Source organism: Hafnia paralvei (genome assembly GCF_020150375.1).
Lineage (GTDB): Bacteria > Pseudomonadota > Gammaproteobacteria > Enterobacterales > Enterobacteriaceae > Hafnia > Hafnia paralvei.
The window spans coordinates 2,165,019-2,180,438 of the sequence record NZ_CP083737.1; the positions used below are offsets into that span (position 1 = coordinate 2,165,019).

Genomic DNA, 15,420 nt, shown 5'->3' on the forward strand with positions numbered 1-15,420 from the left:
AACGGATGCCTTTTGCAACAGCCATTAGTGACCGTAGCGTTTTTGCCATTCGGCATCTAAAGCGACCTGCCACGATGGGTGAGGTTCAGCGATGGCATTAAACAGGGTTTTTCTGTCTTTAAACAGTGCTTCTTGTCCTGCGGGTAAATGGGCAACGTCCAAAATACTGGGATCGCCCCAGTGTGCACCGTCAGCTTTACGAGCCTGAGCCTCCGGTGACATCAGGAAATTAATGACGACTTGGGCAGCAGGCTTGGCGCGTGCGTTGAACGGGATAGCCAGAAAATGTACGTTGGTCAATGCACCCTGATTCAATGCGTAGGTTTTCGCATCCGGTGGCAAGCTGCCTGCGGCGATGGCGGCTGGCGCTATACCTGGGTTGAAGGTAATCGCCATATCCAACTCATTGTCGTTTAGCATCTGAATCATCTGGGCATCGCTGGTGGGGAAGACTTTCCCTTGACGCCATAGGTAAGGATGCAGGGCATCCAGATAAGCCCATAACGGTGCGGTATCGCGTTGAAACGTGGCGGGATCAACCGGTTTATCTAAGGCGACACCAGAGGTTAGACCTATCAGCGCTGTTTTTAAGAAACTGGAACCGTGAAACTGCGGTGGGCGTGGATAGGTGAGGCGACCCGGATGGACTTTTGCATAATTAAGTAAGGCGGACAGATCGGCGGGAGGGTTCGGCATGGTGTGCATATCATGAATAAAGACTAACTGCCCCACGCCCCAAGGCGCTTCAAAACCGTCGGTTGGTACAGTGAAGTCCTGTGTGACAGGCAGCTTTTTATCCACCCAACGCCAGTTAGGTAGCGATGCTGCGAAAGGCCCGTAGAGCAAGCCATTCTGTTTTAGGACATTAAAGTTTTCACCGTTGACCCATAATAAATCAGCACTACCGTTCTGTGTATTTCCGGCGGTTTTCTCAGCCTGAATGCGATTGACCGTTTCAGCAATATCAGCCACCTTGACCTGTTTAAGTGTAATTCCGTAACGCGCCTGTAGTTCCTTGGTTGCCCAATCCAGATAATTATTGACCTGCGTGCTTCCGCCCCATGCGTTGAAATACACCGTCTGGCCCTTTGCCTGTTGTTCTGTGTGTTGCCAGTCTGCGGAGGGAGTGGGGGATTCGATTGTAGAGAGTTCGGCGTTCGCCATAGGTGCTAACAGGCATAAGCCAGCCAGAAGAGTAGGGACGATAATTCGCAGACGCATAAACAGCCTTTATTGATGACAAAAACAGAATTGTAATGGGCTTTATATATAAAAACAGCAATCTCGATCTCTATAACGGATGGCGCTTGAAGTTTTTAAAACCATTAGAAGTGAATAGTTACGCCGATAAACTGGATAAATAATGACTAAATAGACGGAATAACAACATTAACACTGGTGTTTTGGAGGTTTATCCCGCTAAATGAGGATGAAGCTTGAACAAAATATAATGGAATAATAACCAACAAGCCCGCTGAGTCTGATTCTTGGCATCTCTCAGGAAGAGTGTGTACAACATTAAATTGTAAGGGGAAAACGGTGAGCTCGACGACACCATCATCTTCGCATCGTAGCGCCATTCCGGTAGGCTCCGGTGCTCTATTCTTTATTCAAACTTTTTCTACCCTCGGTTTTGCGGTGCTCTATTCCACGTTGGTGCTGTATGCCACCAAGCGTTTAGGATTCAGCGAGAGCGATGCTAACGCCATGATGGGCGTGTTTGGCGCATTCAACTATGGTTTACATCTGTTTGGTGGCTATCTCGGTGGACGCTGCCTGAGTAATCGTAACCTGTTTGTTCTTGGCATGGTCTTACAGGTTATCGGCTGTTATATGATCGCTGAAATGGGTGTCTCTGGTCTGTATTGGGGCTTGGCGATGTTCCTGACCGGCAGCGGTTTGAACGTAACCTGCCTGAATATGATGCTGACCCAGCGTTTTGCACCAGATGACGATCGCCGTGAGGGCGCATTCCTGTGGAATTATGCCGGCATGAATCTCGGTTTTTTTGCCGGATTTGCCGTCGCGGGGTACTTCCAACTTAGCGAAAACTATCGTGCGTTATTCCTATTTGCCACTATTGGTAACGCGGTGGCTATTCTTGTGACGCTGTCACGTTGGCAGATTCTGGCCGATATTAATACACCGTTGAAACAGGCTTCGAAACGCGCTTTCTACTTGCGAATGCTGGTGGGACTCGCCGTTTTAGTTGCTCTAGTGCCGATTATTCGCGTCTTACTCACGCATGCCGACTTCAGCAGTTACTTTGTGGTCGTGCTCGGTATTCTGATTTTCATTATGTTGTGCATTATGACTCTGCGTCAGAGGGAGGCCGATGAGCGCCGCCGGATGGTGGCCTATCTGATTCTTGCCGCGGGCTCACTGGTGTTCTGGTCGCTGTACCAACTTGCACCAATGGGACTGATGTTGTTCTCCGAGCACAACATCGACCTTAATGTCTATGGTTTACGTGTCGCGCCGCAGTGGATCCAAAATATTAATACCGTGGTGATTGTCGTCGGTGGTCCGCTGATGGCGTTGCTGTTCAAACGTCTGCGCGAACGTGGTTTCAATATCGATATCCCTTTGCAATTTTGTGCCTCACTGTTTTGCATGGGGTTAGGTATGCTGGTACTGCCACTGGGTATTCAATTAGCGGGTGGCGATGGACTCGTTGCATTCAAATGGATTGCGCTGAGTTACGTTCTGCAAAGCTTTGGCGAGTTGATGATTTCGCCCATCGGTTACGCCATGATTGGGAAGCTGGCACCCGCACGCCATCAGGGATTAATGATGGGATGCTGGATGATGGTTACCGGCGTTGCTTCGGTGCTGGCAGGATATGTTTCTAGCTTGATGCCGCAAAACAGTGGCAGCACGCCTCTAGAAACGAATCCGGGCTACAGCAGCGTATTTAATGCGCTAGGCTGGGGTTCTGTCGCGACAGGAGTGGTGCTTATGTTGCTCATTCCGTTGTTGCGTCGCTTAATCAACCAACAGCGCCAGGCGATTTAGCCCATCGGTAAAGCAAATACAACATGAGAATATAAAAACAGGAGGCTCGAAGTGAACATCATTTACTACCATCCGTTTTTTAATGCGCAACTTTGGCTGGATGGTATGCGTAAGCGTTTACCTGAAGCAAATATCCGTCAGTGGCAGCCCGGCGATGATAAGCCCGCAGATTATGCTTTGGTATGGCAGCCACCGTTTGAAATGTTAGCTAGCCGTCAGGATTTGCGCGGTGTATTCGCGCTAGGGGCCGGAGTTGATGCGATCCTAGCTCAGGAACGAGCGCACCCAGGGACGTTACCGCACGGTGTACCTCTCGTGCGTTTGGAAGATACCGGCATGGCGCTGCAGATGGAAGAGTACGCCGCCGCCGTTGCACTGCGTTATTTCCGCCGCTTCGATGAGTATGAGCAGCAACAGCGTGAGGGTGTATGGAAATATTTGGCACCGCATGATGCTTCTCAGTTTGTGGTGGGTGTTTTGGGAGCCGGTGTTCTCGGCGGTAAAGTCGCTGAACGTTTGGCGTCTTTTGGCCTTCAGGTTCGCTGCTGGAGCCGGACAGAGAAACATTATTCAGGTGTGAAAAGCTTCTATGGCAAAGGGCAGTTTGCGTCCTTCCTACAGGGCACTCAGTTGCTGATAAATTTGCTGCCGAATACGCCTGAAACCGTGGGGATTCTCGATCGGTCTTTGTTTGCTCAACTGAATGCTGGCGCGTATATCATTAACCTAGCGCGCGGCGCGCATATGAAAGAAGATGATCTGTTAGCGGCACTGGAGTCAGGGCAGGTTGCCGCGGCGACGCTCGACGTTTTTGCCAAAGAACCGCTTGCGCCGGAACATCCTTTCTGGAAACACCCGCGAGTGACCATCACTCCGCATATTGCCGCGATTACTTTGCCTGAAGTCGCGATGGATTATGTGGCTCAAAATATCAGAGCGATTGAAGCGGGGAAGACACCAGAAGGTGTGGTTAACATGGATTTAGGTTATTAATTTTCCTATGACATTGCGATTTGAGCGCAATGTCTATTGGTTTGGGAAATGCAAAAGCACGATTCATTACTGTGTGAATCATGCCTATTTGCTAACCTTATAGGGAATCGCCTGTCGGTACTAAAACTGACAGGCTATAGACAGGAGAAGCCATGTATCCCGTAGATTTACATATGCACACCGTGGCAAGCACCCACGCCTATAGCACCCTCCACGATTATATTGCTCAAGCAAAGAAATGCGGAATCAAACTGTTTGCCATCACTGACCACGGTCCTGATATGGCTGATGCGCCGCATTATTGGCATTTTATGAATATGCGTGTGTGGCCACGCGTGGTGGACGACATTGCTATTTTGCGTGGCATTGAATCCAACATTAAAAACACGCAGGGCGAAATTGATTGCACAGGCCGAATGCTCGAAGAGATGGATCTGATTATTGCCGGATTCCATGAGCCCGTTTTTGCGCCGCGCGACCGCGATAGCCATACACAGGCGATGATTGCCACCATAGAAAATGGTGATGCCGATATTATCAGCCATCCCGGCAATCCCAAGTTTCCCATTGATATCCGCGCCGTTGCTGAAGCTGCCGCGCGACACAATGTGGCGCTTGAGCTGAATAACTCTTCATTTACCCATTCTCGGATCGGTAGCGAAGATAACTGCCGTGCGGTTGCAGAGGCGGTTCGTGACGCCGGTGGCTATCTGTCCTTAGGCTCTGATTCTCACGTAGCATTTTCTCTGGGAAATTTTGATCACTGTATCCGCATCATGAATGAGGTAAACTTCCCGCAGGAGCGCGTGCTGAATGTATCGCCGCGGCGTTTACTCGACTTTTTGGTCGCGCGGGGTAAGCGTGCTATTCCCGAACTTGCCGATTGGTAAATTTATGGTTGAACCGTTTTAAGTGACGGTGTCACCTATCTAGGCTGTGCTTATCAGGCCCTATTTTTCAGGATGTTAGATGAACGATTTTTCTATTATTTGCCGTTTACTGGGCAGTTTATTTTCCCGTCAGCCGCAAGACGCATTATTGACCCCGGTCTTTGACCTGATGGCACAGGGCAAGCTGCAACAGTTTTGGCCTATCGAGCAAGATGCGTTGTTGACCCGCTTGCAAGCGGCGGCTAAAGATCGTGCTGCTCTGAGTGCAGACTATGCCGCCATGTTTATTGGTGACGAGGCTTCCGTCGATCTTCACCGCAGTGACTATCAGGAAAATGCCAGCGAACAAGACGTTCGTGACTTTTTGACCCAGCGTGGAATGCCATTGGGTGAGCAGGCATCAGATTCATTTGGTCAACTATTGCTGGCAGCCTCATGGCTGGAAGATCAGTCAGCAGAAGATGAAGTTCAGGCGCAAATCACGCTGTTTGATGAGTATCTCTTGCCGTGGTGCGGTAAATTTTTAGGTAAGGTTGAAGCGCATTCAACCACGGCGTTTTATCGTACGCTGGCTGAACTGACCCGCGAAGCCGTGCAAGCAATGTGGGATGAACTGTCTGAAAGTGTCGATTCTGCAGAAGAAAACGACGCAGAATAGTCGAGCCTCCCGTTGGGGTCTGAATAAATAAAAGCCTGTGCTCATGATGAGAACAGGCTTTTTTTATCGCGTCAGATAAAGACTAACAAATAATTAGTCTGTAAAGGGAATAATGACTTCACCTGGTTTAATTTCGATGCCTTTTGCTAACTTTTTCGCTAAGGCTTCTTTTTCGCTCTTATTAGGATCGAGCGTATATACAGCTTTTTCGTTGAAATATGTTTTTAGTGACTGATTTAAATAGGGCACGACGGCCTTCATCACGCCAGACATTTTTTCAGGTTTAACCGTGTAATCAGTTAATTCCATATCGCGTAGGAAAATCGCACCTTGCTCAGCGTTGTATACGGGCTGCGCTTGAAGTGTGATTTGCATATCACTGGTTTGTGGGCCGAGAATCGAGCTGATATTGACTTTTGCATGACCGGTTAACGTAATTTTATTGGGGTCGGTACGGCCAATTTGACTGCTCAATTGATCGACGGTGATATCCGCATTCACCAGACCGGAAATTCCAATTTGTTTTTGGAAATTATTATACTTTTGCAGGTACTGATTCATATCCTGCTCGGTAATTGTGTATTGGGTCAGCTTATTACAGGCCGACAATACCAGCCCGGCAGCAACGATCCCTGCGAGATAAATAACCTTTTTCATACTATCTGACCTCTTAATACCGAAAATAAGCGTGCTAATTAAAAAACTATACTCTAAATAATTCGAGTTGCATTGAAGCGGCAAGTTGGTGACAAATTTGTCAGGAGCGAATTTGACCAGCCAAAGCACATGCAGCTTGAAGTATGATGGGTATAAAATCTATGACGATGATTGTGACATAGATTAACCTCGTATAAAAAGAGACGTTCTGTTTCATCCTGTTAACGCTGCAGCGGGCAGGGGAAACACTTCACTTGCTAAGGCTAAATTAATGTATGGATGCGTGAAGCGATTAGCGCAATTTAGACGGATTAAACCGCGTTCTGAATCGGATAATGACTAAAATTCAGAACGCGGTTAATGGCCAAAGGGAAGGGGTCAACCACCCCCTAATACTGCGGGAGCAATGCGGCGCTGATTGAATTGCCAGTAAAGTAATGCCAGCGTCATTAAACCGACCACGCCGAGTAAGAACCACGGCAGCTCCGGCGTACCTAGCGCTTGCCCTGTATCATACATCCAACCGCCGCCGGTATACCCAATAGCGCCACCGAGCGCTAGACCTAAGCGACTAAAGCCCATGTAGCTCCCCCGTGCGCGCGGATCGGCCAGCGATGCGCTGAGGGTTTCGCGGGCTGGCTCTGCGATAATAGAACCGAAGTAGAAGCAGCAAATCAAAATGAACAGCGTGCGAATTTCAGTGGCGAGACCAACGGGAAACATGCTGATCGTCATGATAAGCAGGCCAAACATCAACCGAGTCTCAAGACGAAAATGTTTTTCGCTCCAGCGAGCAATAGGATAGAGCAGCGTCAGTGATAGCGTCGCTTCTATGGCATACATCCATTTCACGGCGGTTGGTGTACCCGCTATTTCGTTAACCATAATTGGCAGCATCAACATCACCTGCACTGCCAGCATGTAATAGCCCGTTAGCGTCAAAACATAGAGTAGAAAACGACGATCGCGAATGACGCGCATCATGCCTTCTTTGATTGGCGCACGTACGGTAGAGATACGATAGGCCGGCAATAGCCATGCGTTACAGAGGGCTGCCAGTACAAAAATGGCCGCACCGACCCAACAAACATAATGGAAATCATATTGCAGCAGCCAGCTACCAATCAACGCGCCTACGACCGCTCCGGCACTGTCCTGCATCATCAGCAACGAATAGAAACGGCTACGCTCGTGCGGGCGAGTGAGTTTAATCACCAACGCGGTACGAGGAGGATCAAACAGCGTACCGCCGAGCGCAGAAAGCGCGCAGGATAGCCACAAAATCCACGGTTCGCTGGCAACGGCCATCGATGCAAAACCTGCAGCACGCAGCAGCATACCAATAACAATCATCGGTTTGGCACCAAAACGGTCGGCGATGGCACCACCGAAAATCCCTAACCCTTGCTGTATAAGCTGGCGTAATCCCAACGCTGCACCTACGACCACGGCAGCCCAGCCAAGCTGGTCAACAAAACGAATTGAAATCAGAGGGAATACGACAAAAAAACCCAGGACAACCAGCAGATTATCTAGTAATAAGAAGTACTTACCCAAGCTCCTAGCTTGCGATACCAGCGACATGTTTCACCATCAGCGAAAAAAGAAAAGGAGGGATTTACCCGTTCATTTTCTACCCATTTTTAGCGTGGGTATAGTGCTGATTAATAATATTTTTTCGTAAATAGTACGTGGAGTAATGCTTTTGATTATGAGGCACGAGGCTTCAACCGTTAACTGGACAACAAAAACGTAATAAAAAGCGATTAATCCTATCTAAGTGAGCAATTTAGCAACAGTGGAGGTTTTACCCACGATAGAAAGAGCGGTTATAGTGATGTGTAATGAATATTTTTTGCGTGATGCTGGAGGATAGATGTTTGGCTATCACAATAGCGGTCCAAAAGTTCGTTTAATCACCGATAGGATGGTGGTGCGTTTGGTTCATGACCGCGATGCATATCGCTTGGCAGACTATTACGCAGAGAATCGTGAGTTCCTGAAACCGTGGGAGCCAGTGCGAGATGAAAGCCACTGTTATCCTTCTGGATGGCAAGCCCGACTCGGGCTGATTAATGAATTACAAAAACAAGGCAGTGCCTACTATTTTTTGCTGCTCGATCAGAATGAAAATGAGGTTCGTGGCGTGGCTAATTTTAGCAATGTGCTGCGCGGCTCTTTTCATGCCTGTTATCTCGGCTATTCCTTGGGCGAGAAATGGCAAGGGCAGGGACTGATGTATGAAGGTGCGCAGGCGGCGATTCGTTATATGTTCCGCCAGCAGCGCATGCACCGTATTATGGCGAACTATATGCCACATAATCAGCGTAGTGGTGCGTTGCTTAAACGTATGGGATTTGAAAAAGAAGGTTACGCCAAAGATTATCTGCTGATTAACGGTAAGTGGCAGGATCACGTGTTGACTGCGCTGATTAATCAGGAATGGACAGCTCCGCGTTAGTGAGTCTCGTACAATTCATGTACAAAAGGATAGTAAACCCATGAAGAATCCATTATCTCCGCTCGAAGCTCGCGTTATTGGCTGTTTTTTGGAAAAACAGGTCACCACGCCCGATCAATATCCGCTTTCTCTCAATGGCTTGACCACGGCGTGCAATCAGAAAACCAACCGAGAACCGGTGCTTGAATTGAGTGAGTCTGACGTTCAGTCGACGTTGGATATGCTGATGAAAAAGCATCAAGTGCGCTCGCTAAGTATTCCCGGCAGCCGAGTGATGAAATATGAGCATCGGTTTTGTAACTCTGAGTTTGGTAATCTGAAATTCTCTGAGGCTGAAGTGGCCGTGGTGTGTTGCTTGCTGCTGCGCGGACCGCAAACGCCGGGGGAGCTTCGTACGCGTACCAATCGCCTGTATGAGTTTAGCGATGTGACTCAGGTAGAACAGGTGTTGAATGAGCTGGCGGCGCGTGAGGATGGGCCATTTGTCGTTCGTTTGCAACGCGAAGCGGGTAAGCGAGAAAGCCGCTATGCGCATCTGTTCAGCGGCGAAGTAGAAAATGTAGCCACCTCTGCGACAGACAACTTAATGGCTACGCTGGGTGATGATTCGTTGGCTGAACGCGTTGCCTTGTTAGAAGCCGAAGTGGCCGAGCTCAAAGCGCGCGTAGATAGCCTATTGGCTCACCTTGCAGATTAAGGGATCTTCTATGACCAAATTACGGATTGGCGTTGTGGGGCTGGGGGGGATCGCTCAAAAGGCTTATTTACCTATTTTCAGCCAGGCCGAACGCTGGGAGTTAGTGGGCGGTTTTTCTCCGACGCGAAGCAAAGCACAAGCCGTGTGTGACCGCTATCGCATGCAGGCTTTTGCTCGTTTGGATGAGCTGGCTCAGCAGTGTGATGCACTGTTTGTGCATAGCAGCACGAACACGCATTTCGAGGTGGTTCGCGATCTTTTACAGCGTGGTAAGCACGTTTATGTCGATAAGCCATTGGCGGAAACGATCGCGCAAGCAGAACAACTGATTGCGCTGGCCGAACAGCAAAACTGTCGTTTAATGGTGGGCTTCAACCGCCGTTTCGCGCCGCGTTATATGCAAATCAAACAGCAGGCGCATAACGTGGCATCGATCCGCATGGATAAACACCGCCATCAAAATATTGGTCCTAAAGATGTGCGTTTTACCTTGTTGGACGACTATCTTCACGTCATTGATACCGCGCTCTGGATGAGTGGTAGAAATCTGAAGCTGAAATCGGGGATTCTGCATACCAATGATGTCGGGCAGATGATTTATGCCGAGCACCATTTTAGCGCGGGTCAGACTCAGATAACGACGTCAATGCATCGTGCCGCGGGCTCGCAGCGTGAGGTTATGCAGGTGGTTACCTCTGGTGCGATCTATGATGCGCTGGATTTGCGTAGCCTCAGTATTGAGCGTGATACCGTGCTTAGCGAATCATCCACTCCTAGCTGGCAGTCTACGTTGGAGCAGCGCGGTTTTGTCGGGGCGGTGAATCACTTTATCGATTGTGTTGAAAATCAGACGGCACCGTTAACCTCGGGAGAACAGGCTATTGCCGCTCAACGAATAGTAGAAAGTTTGCTTTCTCAATAGGGCTAATCGTTGATTTTTAGTCAGTGTTCTATTGGTTTGTAACATCTCCGGCTAGATCTTCCGCCACAGATAAGTAGACTAGTGCTCCTTAATCGCCCTTGCTGTGAACCTGCAGGGGTTGCAACCGTTGAAAAAACTAACTCATGAATTTATTAAAATCACTGGCGGCGGTCAGCTCGATGACCATGTTCTCGCGCGTGTTGGGATTTGCGCGGGATGCGCTTGTGGCGCGAATTTTCGGCGCAGGCGTGGCGACAGATGCCTTTTTTGTTGCCTTTAAACTGCCTAATCTATTGAGGCGTATTTTCGCAGAAGGCGCCTTCTCTCAGGCTTTCGTCCCCATTTTGGCAGAGTACAAAAGCCAGCAGGGCGAAGAGGCTACGCGTACTTTTGTCGCTTACGTCAGTGGAATGTTGACGCTGGTGTTAGCTTTAGTTACTGTCCTTGGGATGATTGCTGCCCCGTGGGTGATTTGGGCAACGTCTCCTGGATTTCTCCGCGATCCAGACAAGTTTGAGCTCACCGCTTCGTTGCTGCGTATTACTTTCCCTTATATCTTGCTTATCTCTTTAGCTTCCTTAGCGGGGGCAGTGCTTAACACGTGGAACAGATTCTCTGTACCTGCTTTTGCACCCACGTTTTTAAATCTCAGCATGATTGGCTTCTCGTTGTTTGCCGCCCCTTATTTTAATCCGCCGATTATGGCTTTAGCTTGGGCAGTGACCGTGGGTGGCGTGCTGCAATTGGCTTACCAACTGCCACATTTGAAAAAAATTGGCATGTTGGTATTACCGCGAATCAATCTTCGCGATGCTGGCGTTTGGCGAGTGATGAGATTGATGGGGCCAGCGATTATTGGTGTCTCAGTCAGCCAAATATCCTTAATCATAAACACTATTTTTGCTTCATTTTTGGTGTCTGGCTCAGTTTCATGGATGTACTACGCCGATCGTATGATGGAATTTCCATCAGGTGTTCTCGGTGTTGCTTTAGGCACTATTTTGCTGCCTTCGCTGGCAAAAAGCGTTTCTAGCGGTCGTTTAGACGATTATTCTCGTTTGATGGATTGGGGGTTACGCCTGTGCTTTGTTCTGGCATTGCCAAGTACGGTGGCTTTGGGGATTTTATCCAAACCCTTGATCGCATCCCTGTTTCAGTATGGTCAGTTCACGGCCTTTGATACTGAGATGACTCAGCGGGCTTTGATTGCCTACTCCGTCGGTTTGATGGGGATTATTTTGGTGAAGGTTCTAGCTCCGGGCTTTTACTCACATCAGAACATTAGAACGCCGGTAAAAATCGCAATAGCCTCGTTGATTATGACTCAGTTAATGAACTTAGCTTTTATCGGGCCATTTAAACATGCTGGACTGTCACTTTCTATCGGGCTGGCGGCATGTCTTAATGCGGGCTTGCTCTACTGGCAACTGCGTAAGCAAAAGATGTATATACCGCAGACTGGATGGGTGCTATTCCTGACTAAGCTCGTGATTGCGGTCGTTGTCATGGCGGCGGTGCTCATTGGAATGATGTGGTTCATGCCTGCATGGGATACTGGCAATATGCTGATGCGCATTCTGCGGTTATTGCTGGTTGTGGTGGTCGGGGCTGGTTCCTATTTTGCGGCGTTAGCGCTGCTCGGTTTTCGTGTGCGAGATTTTACAAGAAACGTTGTGGTCTAATCGCCGCTGAAAACTCATTAGGCCAGTACTTGTTAAGGATGACAGATTGAAACGATTTTTGATTTTTGCCAGTGCTATGGTTATAGCACCTATCGCAATGGCTGATTGCCAAGAGCAACTTAAATCTTTGTCTCACCAGCTTTACGGCAAACGGACGGTGGATGATGATAATTTGAATGTATGCAAAGTTTGGCCATACTCGCCGGATAAAACCATTATGGTGATGTTAGTTAATCAGCCAGAAGAAAGAGATCGCGACGTTTATGACTATGACGTAGATGTTGTGGTCACGGATACACAATCGGGAAAGATCTTAGCCCGCAACTATCATCCACATGCCATTACTAACGATGCAATTGCGTTAAGCCATGTCACGATTGACACCGCTCGTTATCAGCTTACGCCGGAACTGAGGGCATTCGGTGTTAGGTTTAACAGCCATGGATCCTCCCGAGTAAACCCTATTTATTATAGCAATCTCAATTTATATGTACTGAAAGACAGAGCGCTACCGTTGATGGTAAATCAACTCACGGTTGAGGACTTTGGTGCAGAGTGGGATGGTGATTGCGCGGGGTATTCTGATAAAACAACTCGAACCCTCTCTATTTCAAAAACGTCAACCTCCGGTTTTGCCGATCTTAGCGTACATGAAGTCTCGACCCATACAGAGTCAGCCAAAAGAAACAATGACTGCGAGGATACTGCGGTGAGTAAGACGCAGGCTAACTATACCTTACACTTCAATGGCATTAATTATTCAGTCGATAAGAAACAACGACTTTTTGATGAAAGCCAGTTCTGAGTATATTGGGGACATTTAGCATTGAAAAAACGGCTCATGTGAGCCGTTTTTTGTGGGGTAACCTGCGTTAAATAACGCAGCGATGAATTACATGCGCTCTACGGTTTCAATTCCCAAAGTATCTAATCCGGTCTTCAGCGTTCTTGCTGTCAGCGCAGCCAGCTGTAAGCGGCTGTTACGCTGTTCTTCACTTTCTGCGGTAAGAATAGGGCAGGCTTCATAGAAGCTGGAGAACAGACCCGCTAAGTCATACAGATAAGTACACATCACGTGCGGTGTACCTTCACGGGCAACTTGCGTGATGGTTTCTTCAAACTGAATCAAACGTGCAGCCAACGCTTTTTCACGGTCTTCAGTGAGGACGATGTTACCGCTCAGTGACTGTTCGTCGATACCCGCACGCTTGAAGATTGAAGACACACGGGTATAGGCGTATTGCATGTAGGGCGCCGTATTTCCTTCAAACGCGAGCATGTTGTCCCAGTCGAAGATGTAGTCTGTGGTACGACTCTTTGATAGATCCGCATATTTCACCGCGCCAATACCAACCACCTCAACCAGCTTCGCCAGTTCATCGCTGCTCAGATCTGGATTCTTCTCTGCAATCAGTTTACCTGCGCGTTCAACGGCTTCATCCAACAGGTCAGACAGTTTGATGGTGCCACCAGAGCGGGTTTTAAACGGCTTGCCGTCTTTGCCCAGCATCATGCCGAACATATGGTGTTCGAGGCTGACGGAGTCAGGCACATAGCCCGCTTTACGTACGATAGTCCATGCCTGCATCAGGTGCTGATGTTGACGAGAGTCGATGTAATACAGCACACGATCGGCTCCGAGAGTTTCATAACGATATTTTGCACAGGCAATATCGGTGGTGGTGTACAGGTAGCCGCCATCCTTTTTCTGGATGATGACGCCCATAGGCTCACCTTCTTTATTTTTGTATTCGTCGAGGAATACAACGGTTGCGCCTTCGCTCTCAACAGCCAGTCCTTTAGCTTTCAGGTCGGCTACGATGCCCGGCAACATGCTGTTGTAGAGGCTTTCACCCATCACGTCATCTTTAGTTAAGGTCACGTTCAGGCGCTGGTAGTTTTTCTGGTTTTGAGACATGGTGATGTCGACCAGCTTACGCCACATTTCGCGGCAGTACTCATCGCCACCTTGGAGTTTAACCACATAGGCACGTGCACGTTCGGCGAACTCAGCGTCTTCATCGTAGTGCTTTTTCGCTTCGCGATAGAAGGCTTCCAGATCGGAGAGATCCATCTCATTCGCGTGTTCGTTTTGCATTTTCTCCAGATAAGCGATCAGCATACCGAATTGGGTACCCCAGTCGCCGACATGGTTAGCGCGAATGACGTTGTGTCCGAGGAACTCAAGCGTACGAACGGAAGCATCACCAATGATGGTTGAACGCAGGTGACCCACGTGCATTTCTTTGGCTACGTTAGGTGCCGAGTAGTCAACCACGATGGTTTGTGGCTTAACCGCGGCAACGCCAAGGCGCTCATCGGCCAGTGCCATCTCAACCTGTTTTGCCAGCCATGCTGGGTCGAGGAAGATATTAATGAAGCCCGGACCAGCGATTTCAACGTTGCTTGCGATACCGTCCAATTCAAGGTGAGTTAATACCTGTTCTGCCAGTTGTCGTGGTGCAATACCCAGTTTCTTGGCCGCGCCCATGACGCCATTGGCCTGATAGTCGCCAAATTGTGCTTTCGCGGATTGACGGACAAGAGCTTCGCTATTAGCAGGAGCGCCTGCAGCCACCAGAGCCTGGGTGACTTTATCTGAAAGAAGTGCCTGAATATTCACCGGGTTACCTTAAATTTGTAAAGCCTGACGTGTGTGACGACGGCGTTTTATATGTGAGTTCGTTCATCAAGGTGTATTCACACCAAAACAGCCGATAATTATATGTCAATTCGCAGCATGAGTCAGCAAGCATGCGCTTAAGCTGCGCAGATTCTGGGAATAAATAGGGCATGGAAGTCTGCTAAAAGAGCAGGTAAAGTACGCAACCTTGCTGATAGCGGAGAGAGAGTGGAAATGACATTTTTAGCAGACATTGATGCGCTACATGATCTGGAGGCCGATCTGGTTCGTTTTACCGCGCTGCTGCAAATTTTTGCAGATAAGTTGGAATTGGATCTCTCTGCCTTTAGTGCCGATCATATTTCTCTGCGTTGTCATCAAAATGCCACGGCCGAGCGCTGGCGCAGTGGGTTTGAAACATGTAGCTCGTTGTTGTCTGAAAATATGATTAATGGTCGCCCAATCTGTCTGTTTGATTTACATCAGCCATTATCGGTGGGACCGTGGCAGATTGACTGCGTAGAGTTGCCGTACCCCGGCGAAAAGCGCTACCCACACGAAGGTTGGGAGCATGTCGAGCTGGTTATTGCAGGCGATCCTGAGACCTTACATCCACGAGCACTTGAGTTGTTATCCGATTCAGCGCTGCTGGCTCCGGGGATCAAGCTAAAATTTAGTAGCCCAAAAGGGGAGTCGGAACGTTTACCTAACCCAACGTTGGCTGTCACCGACGGTGAGATTACCATCAAGTTTCACCCGTATTCTATTCGTGAAATCGTGGCGAGTGAGCAGCAATAACGTCACGGTTGGTCGATTGCGGAT

The 15,420-nt window shown here is 48.7% G+C and carries 14 protein-coding genes; 10 read left to right on the plus strand and 4 right to left on the minus strand.

What is annotated here, in order from left to right; all coding sequences use genetic code 11:
* Positions 1 to 24: 24 nt before the first annotated feature.
* Positions 25 to 1,164 carry an ABC transporter substrate-binding protein gene (locus K9N75_RS10280; protein ID WP_224452605.1) on the minus strand — a complete coding sequence of 380 codons (1,140 nt, stop codon included), beginning with the start codon at positions 1,162 to 1,164 and terminating at the stop codon, positions 25 to 27.
* Positions 1,165 to 1,539: 375 nt separating this feature from the next.
* Here K9N75_RS10280 and K9N75_RS10285 point away from each other — a divergent pair, with 375 nt between their 5' ends.
* From K9N75_RS10285 to K9N75_RS10300, 4 genes are all read left to right on the plus strand, one after another.
* Positions 1,540 to 3,015, plus strand: coding sequence for a peptide MFS transporter (locus K9N75_RS10285; protein ID WP_020303786.1), 1,476 nt, complete (start codon positions 1,540 to 1,542; stop codon positions 3,013 to 3,015).
* A 51-nt stretch (positions 3,016 to 3,066) separates the two neighbouring features.
* A complete protein-coding gene (ghrA, locus tag K9N75_RS10290) occupies positions 3,067 to 4,008 on the plus strand; it encodes a glyoxylate/hydroxypyruvate reductase GhrA (RefSeq protein ID WP_199372336.1) in 942 nt (313 codons plus the stop codon).
* A gap of 152 nt (positions 4,009 to 4,160) precedes the next feature.
* Positions 4,161 to 4,898: a phosphatase gene (locus tag K9N75_RS10295; protein ID WP_130955155.1), complete on the plus strand. Its 738-nt coding sequence runs from the start codon at positions 4,161 to 4,163 to the stop codon at positions 4,896 to 4,898.
* A 79-nt stretch (positions 4,899 to 4,977) separates the two neighbouring features.
* Positions 4,978 to 5,556 (plus strand): TorD/DmsD family molecular chaperone, encoded by a 579-nt coding sequence (locus tag K9N75_RS10300; protein WP_008813282.1) that lies wholly within the window; start codon positions 4,978 to 4,980, stop codon positions 5,554 to 5,556.
* A gap of 93 nt (positions 5,557 to 5,649) precedes the next feature.
* Here K9N75_RS10300 and K9N75_RS10305 read toward each other — a convergent pair whose 3' ends face one another.
* Both K9N75_RS10305 and mdtH read right to left on the minus strand, forming a co-directional pair.
* Positions 5,650 to 6,213 carry a lipoprotein gene (locus tag K9N75_RS10305; protein ID WP_008813283.1) on the minus strand — a complete coding sequence of 188 codons (564 nt, stop codon included), beginning with the start codon at positions 6,211 to 6,213 and terminating at the stop codon, positions 5,650 to 5,652.
* Between the two features lie 378 nt (positions 6,214 to 6,591).
* Positions 6,592 to 7,797 carry a multidrug efflux MFS transporter MdtH gene (gene mdtH, locus K9N75_RS10310; protein ID WP_008813284.1) on the minus strand — a complete coding sequence of 402 codons (1,206 nt, stop codon included), beginning with the start codon at positions 7,795 to 7,797 and terminating at the stop codon, positions 6,592 to 6,594.
* Between the two features lie 292 nt (positions 7,798 to 8,089).
* Here mdtH and rimJ point away from each other — a divergent pair, with 292 nt between their 5' ends.
* From rimJ to K9N75_RS10335, 5 genes are all read left to right on the plus strand, one after another.
* Complete coding sequence (gene rimJ / locus K9N75_RS10315) at positions 8,090 to 8,674, plus strand: ribosomal protein S5-alanine N-acetyltransferase (protein WP_008813285.1); 585 nt, start codon at positions 8,090 to 8,092, stop codon at positions 8,672 to 8,674.
* 40 nt (positions 8,675 to 8,714) lie between these two features.
* Positions 8,715 to 9,371: a DUF480 domain-containing protein gene (locus tag K9N75_RS10320; protein ID WP_224452553.1), complete on the plus strand. Its 657-nt coding sequence runs from the start codon at positions 8,715 to 8,717 to the stop codon at positions 9,369 to 9,371.
* Between the two features lie 10 nt (positions 9,372 to 9,381).
* A complete protein-coding gene (locus K9N75_RS10325) occupies positions 9,382 to 10,293 on the plus strand; it encodes a Gfo/Idh/MocA family protein (protein WP_224452554.1) in 912 nt (303 codons plus the stop codon).
* 143 nt (positions 10,294 to 10,436) lie between these two features.
* Positions 10,437 to 11,975, plus strand: coding sequence for a murein biosynthesis integral membrane protein MurJ (murJ, locus tag K9N75_RS10330; protein WP_008813288.1), 1,539 nt, complete (start codon positions 10,437 to 10,439; stop codon positions 11,973 to 11,975).
* A 46-nt stretch (positions 11,976 to 12,021) separates the two neighbouring features.
* Positions 12,022 to 12,780 (plus strand): PA3715 family protein, encoded by a 759-nt coding sequence (locus K9N75_RS10335; protein WP_224452555.1) that lies wholly within the window; start codon positions 12,022 to 12,024, stop codon positions 12,778 to 12,780.
* An 87-nt stretch (positions 12,781 to 12,867) separates the two neighbouring features.
* On the opposite strand, the gene argS is transcribed toward K9N75_RS10335, so the two are convergent.
* Positions 12,868 to 14,598, minus strand: a complete 1,731-nt coding sequence (gene argS, locus K9N75_RS10340) for an arginine--tRNA ligase (RefSeq protein ID WP_224452556.1) — start codon at positions 14,596 to 14,598, stop codon at positions 12,868 to 12,870.
* Positions 14,599 to 14,832: 234 nt separating this feature from the next.
* Here argS and K9N75_RS10345 point away from each other — a divergent pair, with 234 nt between their 5' ends.
* Entirely contained in the window at positions 14,833 to 15,396 is a 564-nt protein-coding gene (locus K9N75_RS10345; RefSeq protein ID WP_039187694.1) for a VOC family protein, read from the plus strand.
* Positions 15,397 to 15,420 lie beyond the last annotated feature (24 nt).

Coding starts and splice junctions, on each gene's coding strand:
- K9N75_RS10280 (WP_224452605.1), bottom strand. CDS start 1,164: ATGGCGAACGCCGAACTCTCTACAATCGAATCCCCCACTCCCTCCGCA.
- K9N75_RS10295 (WP_130955155.1), top strand. CDS start 4,161: ATGTATCCCGTAGATTTACATATGCACACCGTGGCAAGCACCCACGCC.
- K9N75_RS10300 (WP_008813282.1), top strand. CDS start 4,978: ATGAACGATTTTTCTATTATTTGCCGTTTACTGGGCAGTTTATTTTCC.
- K9N75_RS10305 (WP_008813283.1), bottom strand. CDS start 6,213: ATGAAAAAGGTTATTTATCTCGCAGGGATCGTTGCTGCCGGGCTGGTA.
- mdtH (WP_008813284.1), bottom strand. CDS start 7,797: ATGTCGCTGGTATCGCAAGCTAGGAGCTTGGGTAAGTACTTCTTATTA.
- rimJ (WP_008813285.1), top strand. CDS start 8,090: ATGTTTGGCTATCACAATAGCGGTCCAAAAGTTCGTTTAATCACCGAT.
- K9N75_RS10320 (WP_224452553.1), top strand. CDS start 8,715: ATGAAGAATCCATTATCTCCGCTCGAAGCTCGCGTTATTGGCTGTTTT.
- K9N75_RS10325 (WP_224452554.1), top strand. CDS start 9,382: ATGACCAAATTACGGATTGGCGTTGTGGGGCTGGGGGGGATCGCTCAA.
- murJ (WP_008813288.1), top strand. CDS start 10,437: ATGAATTTATTAAAATCACTGGCGGCGGTCAGCTCGATGACCATGTTC.
- K9N75_RS10345 (WP_039187694.1), top strand. CDS start 14,833: ATGACATTTTTAGCAGACATTGATGCGCTACATGATCTGGAGGCCGAT.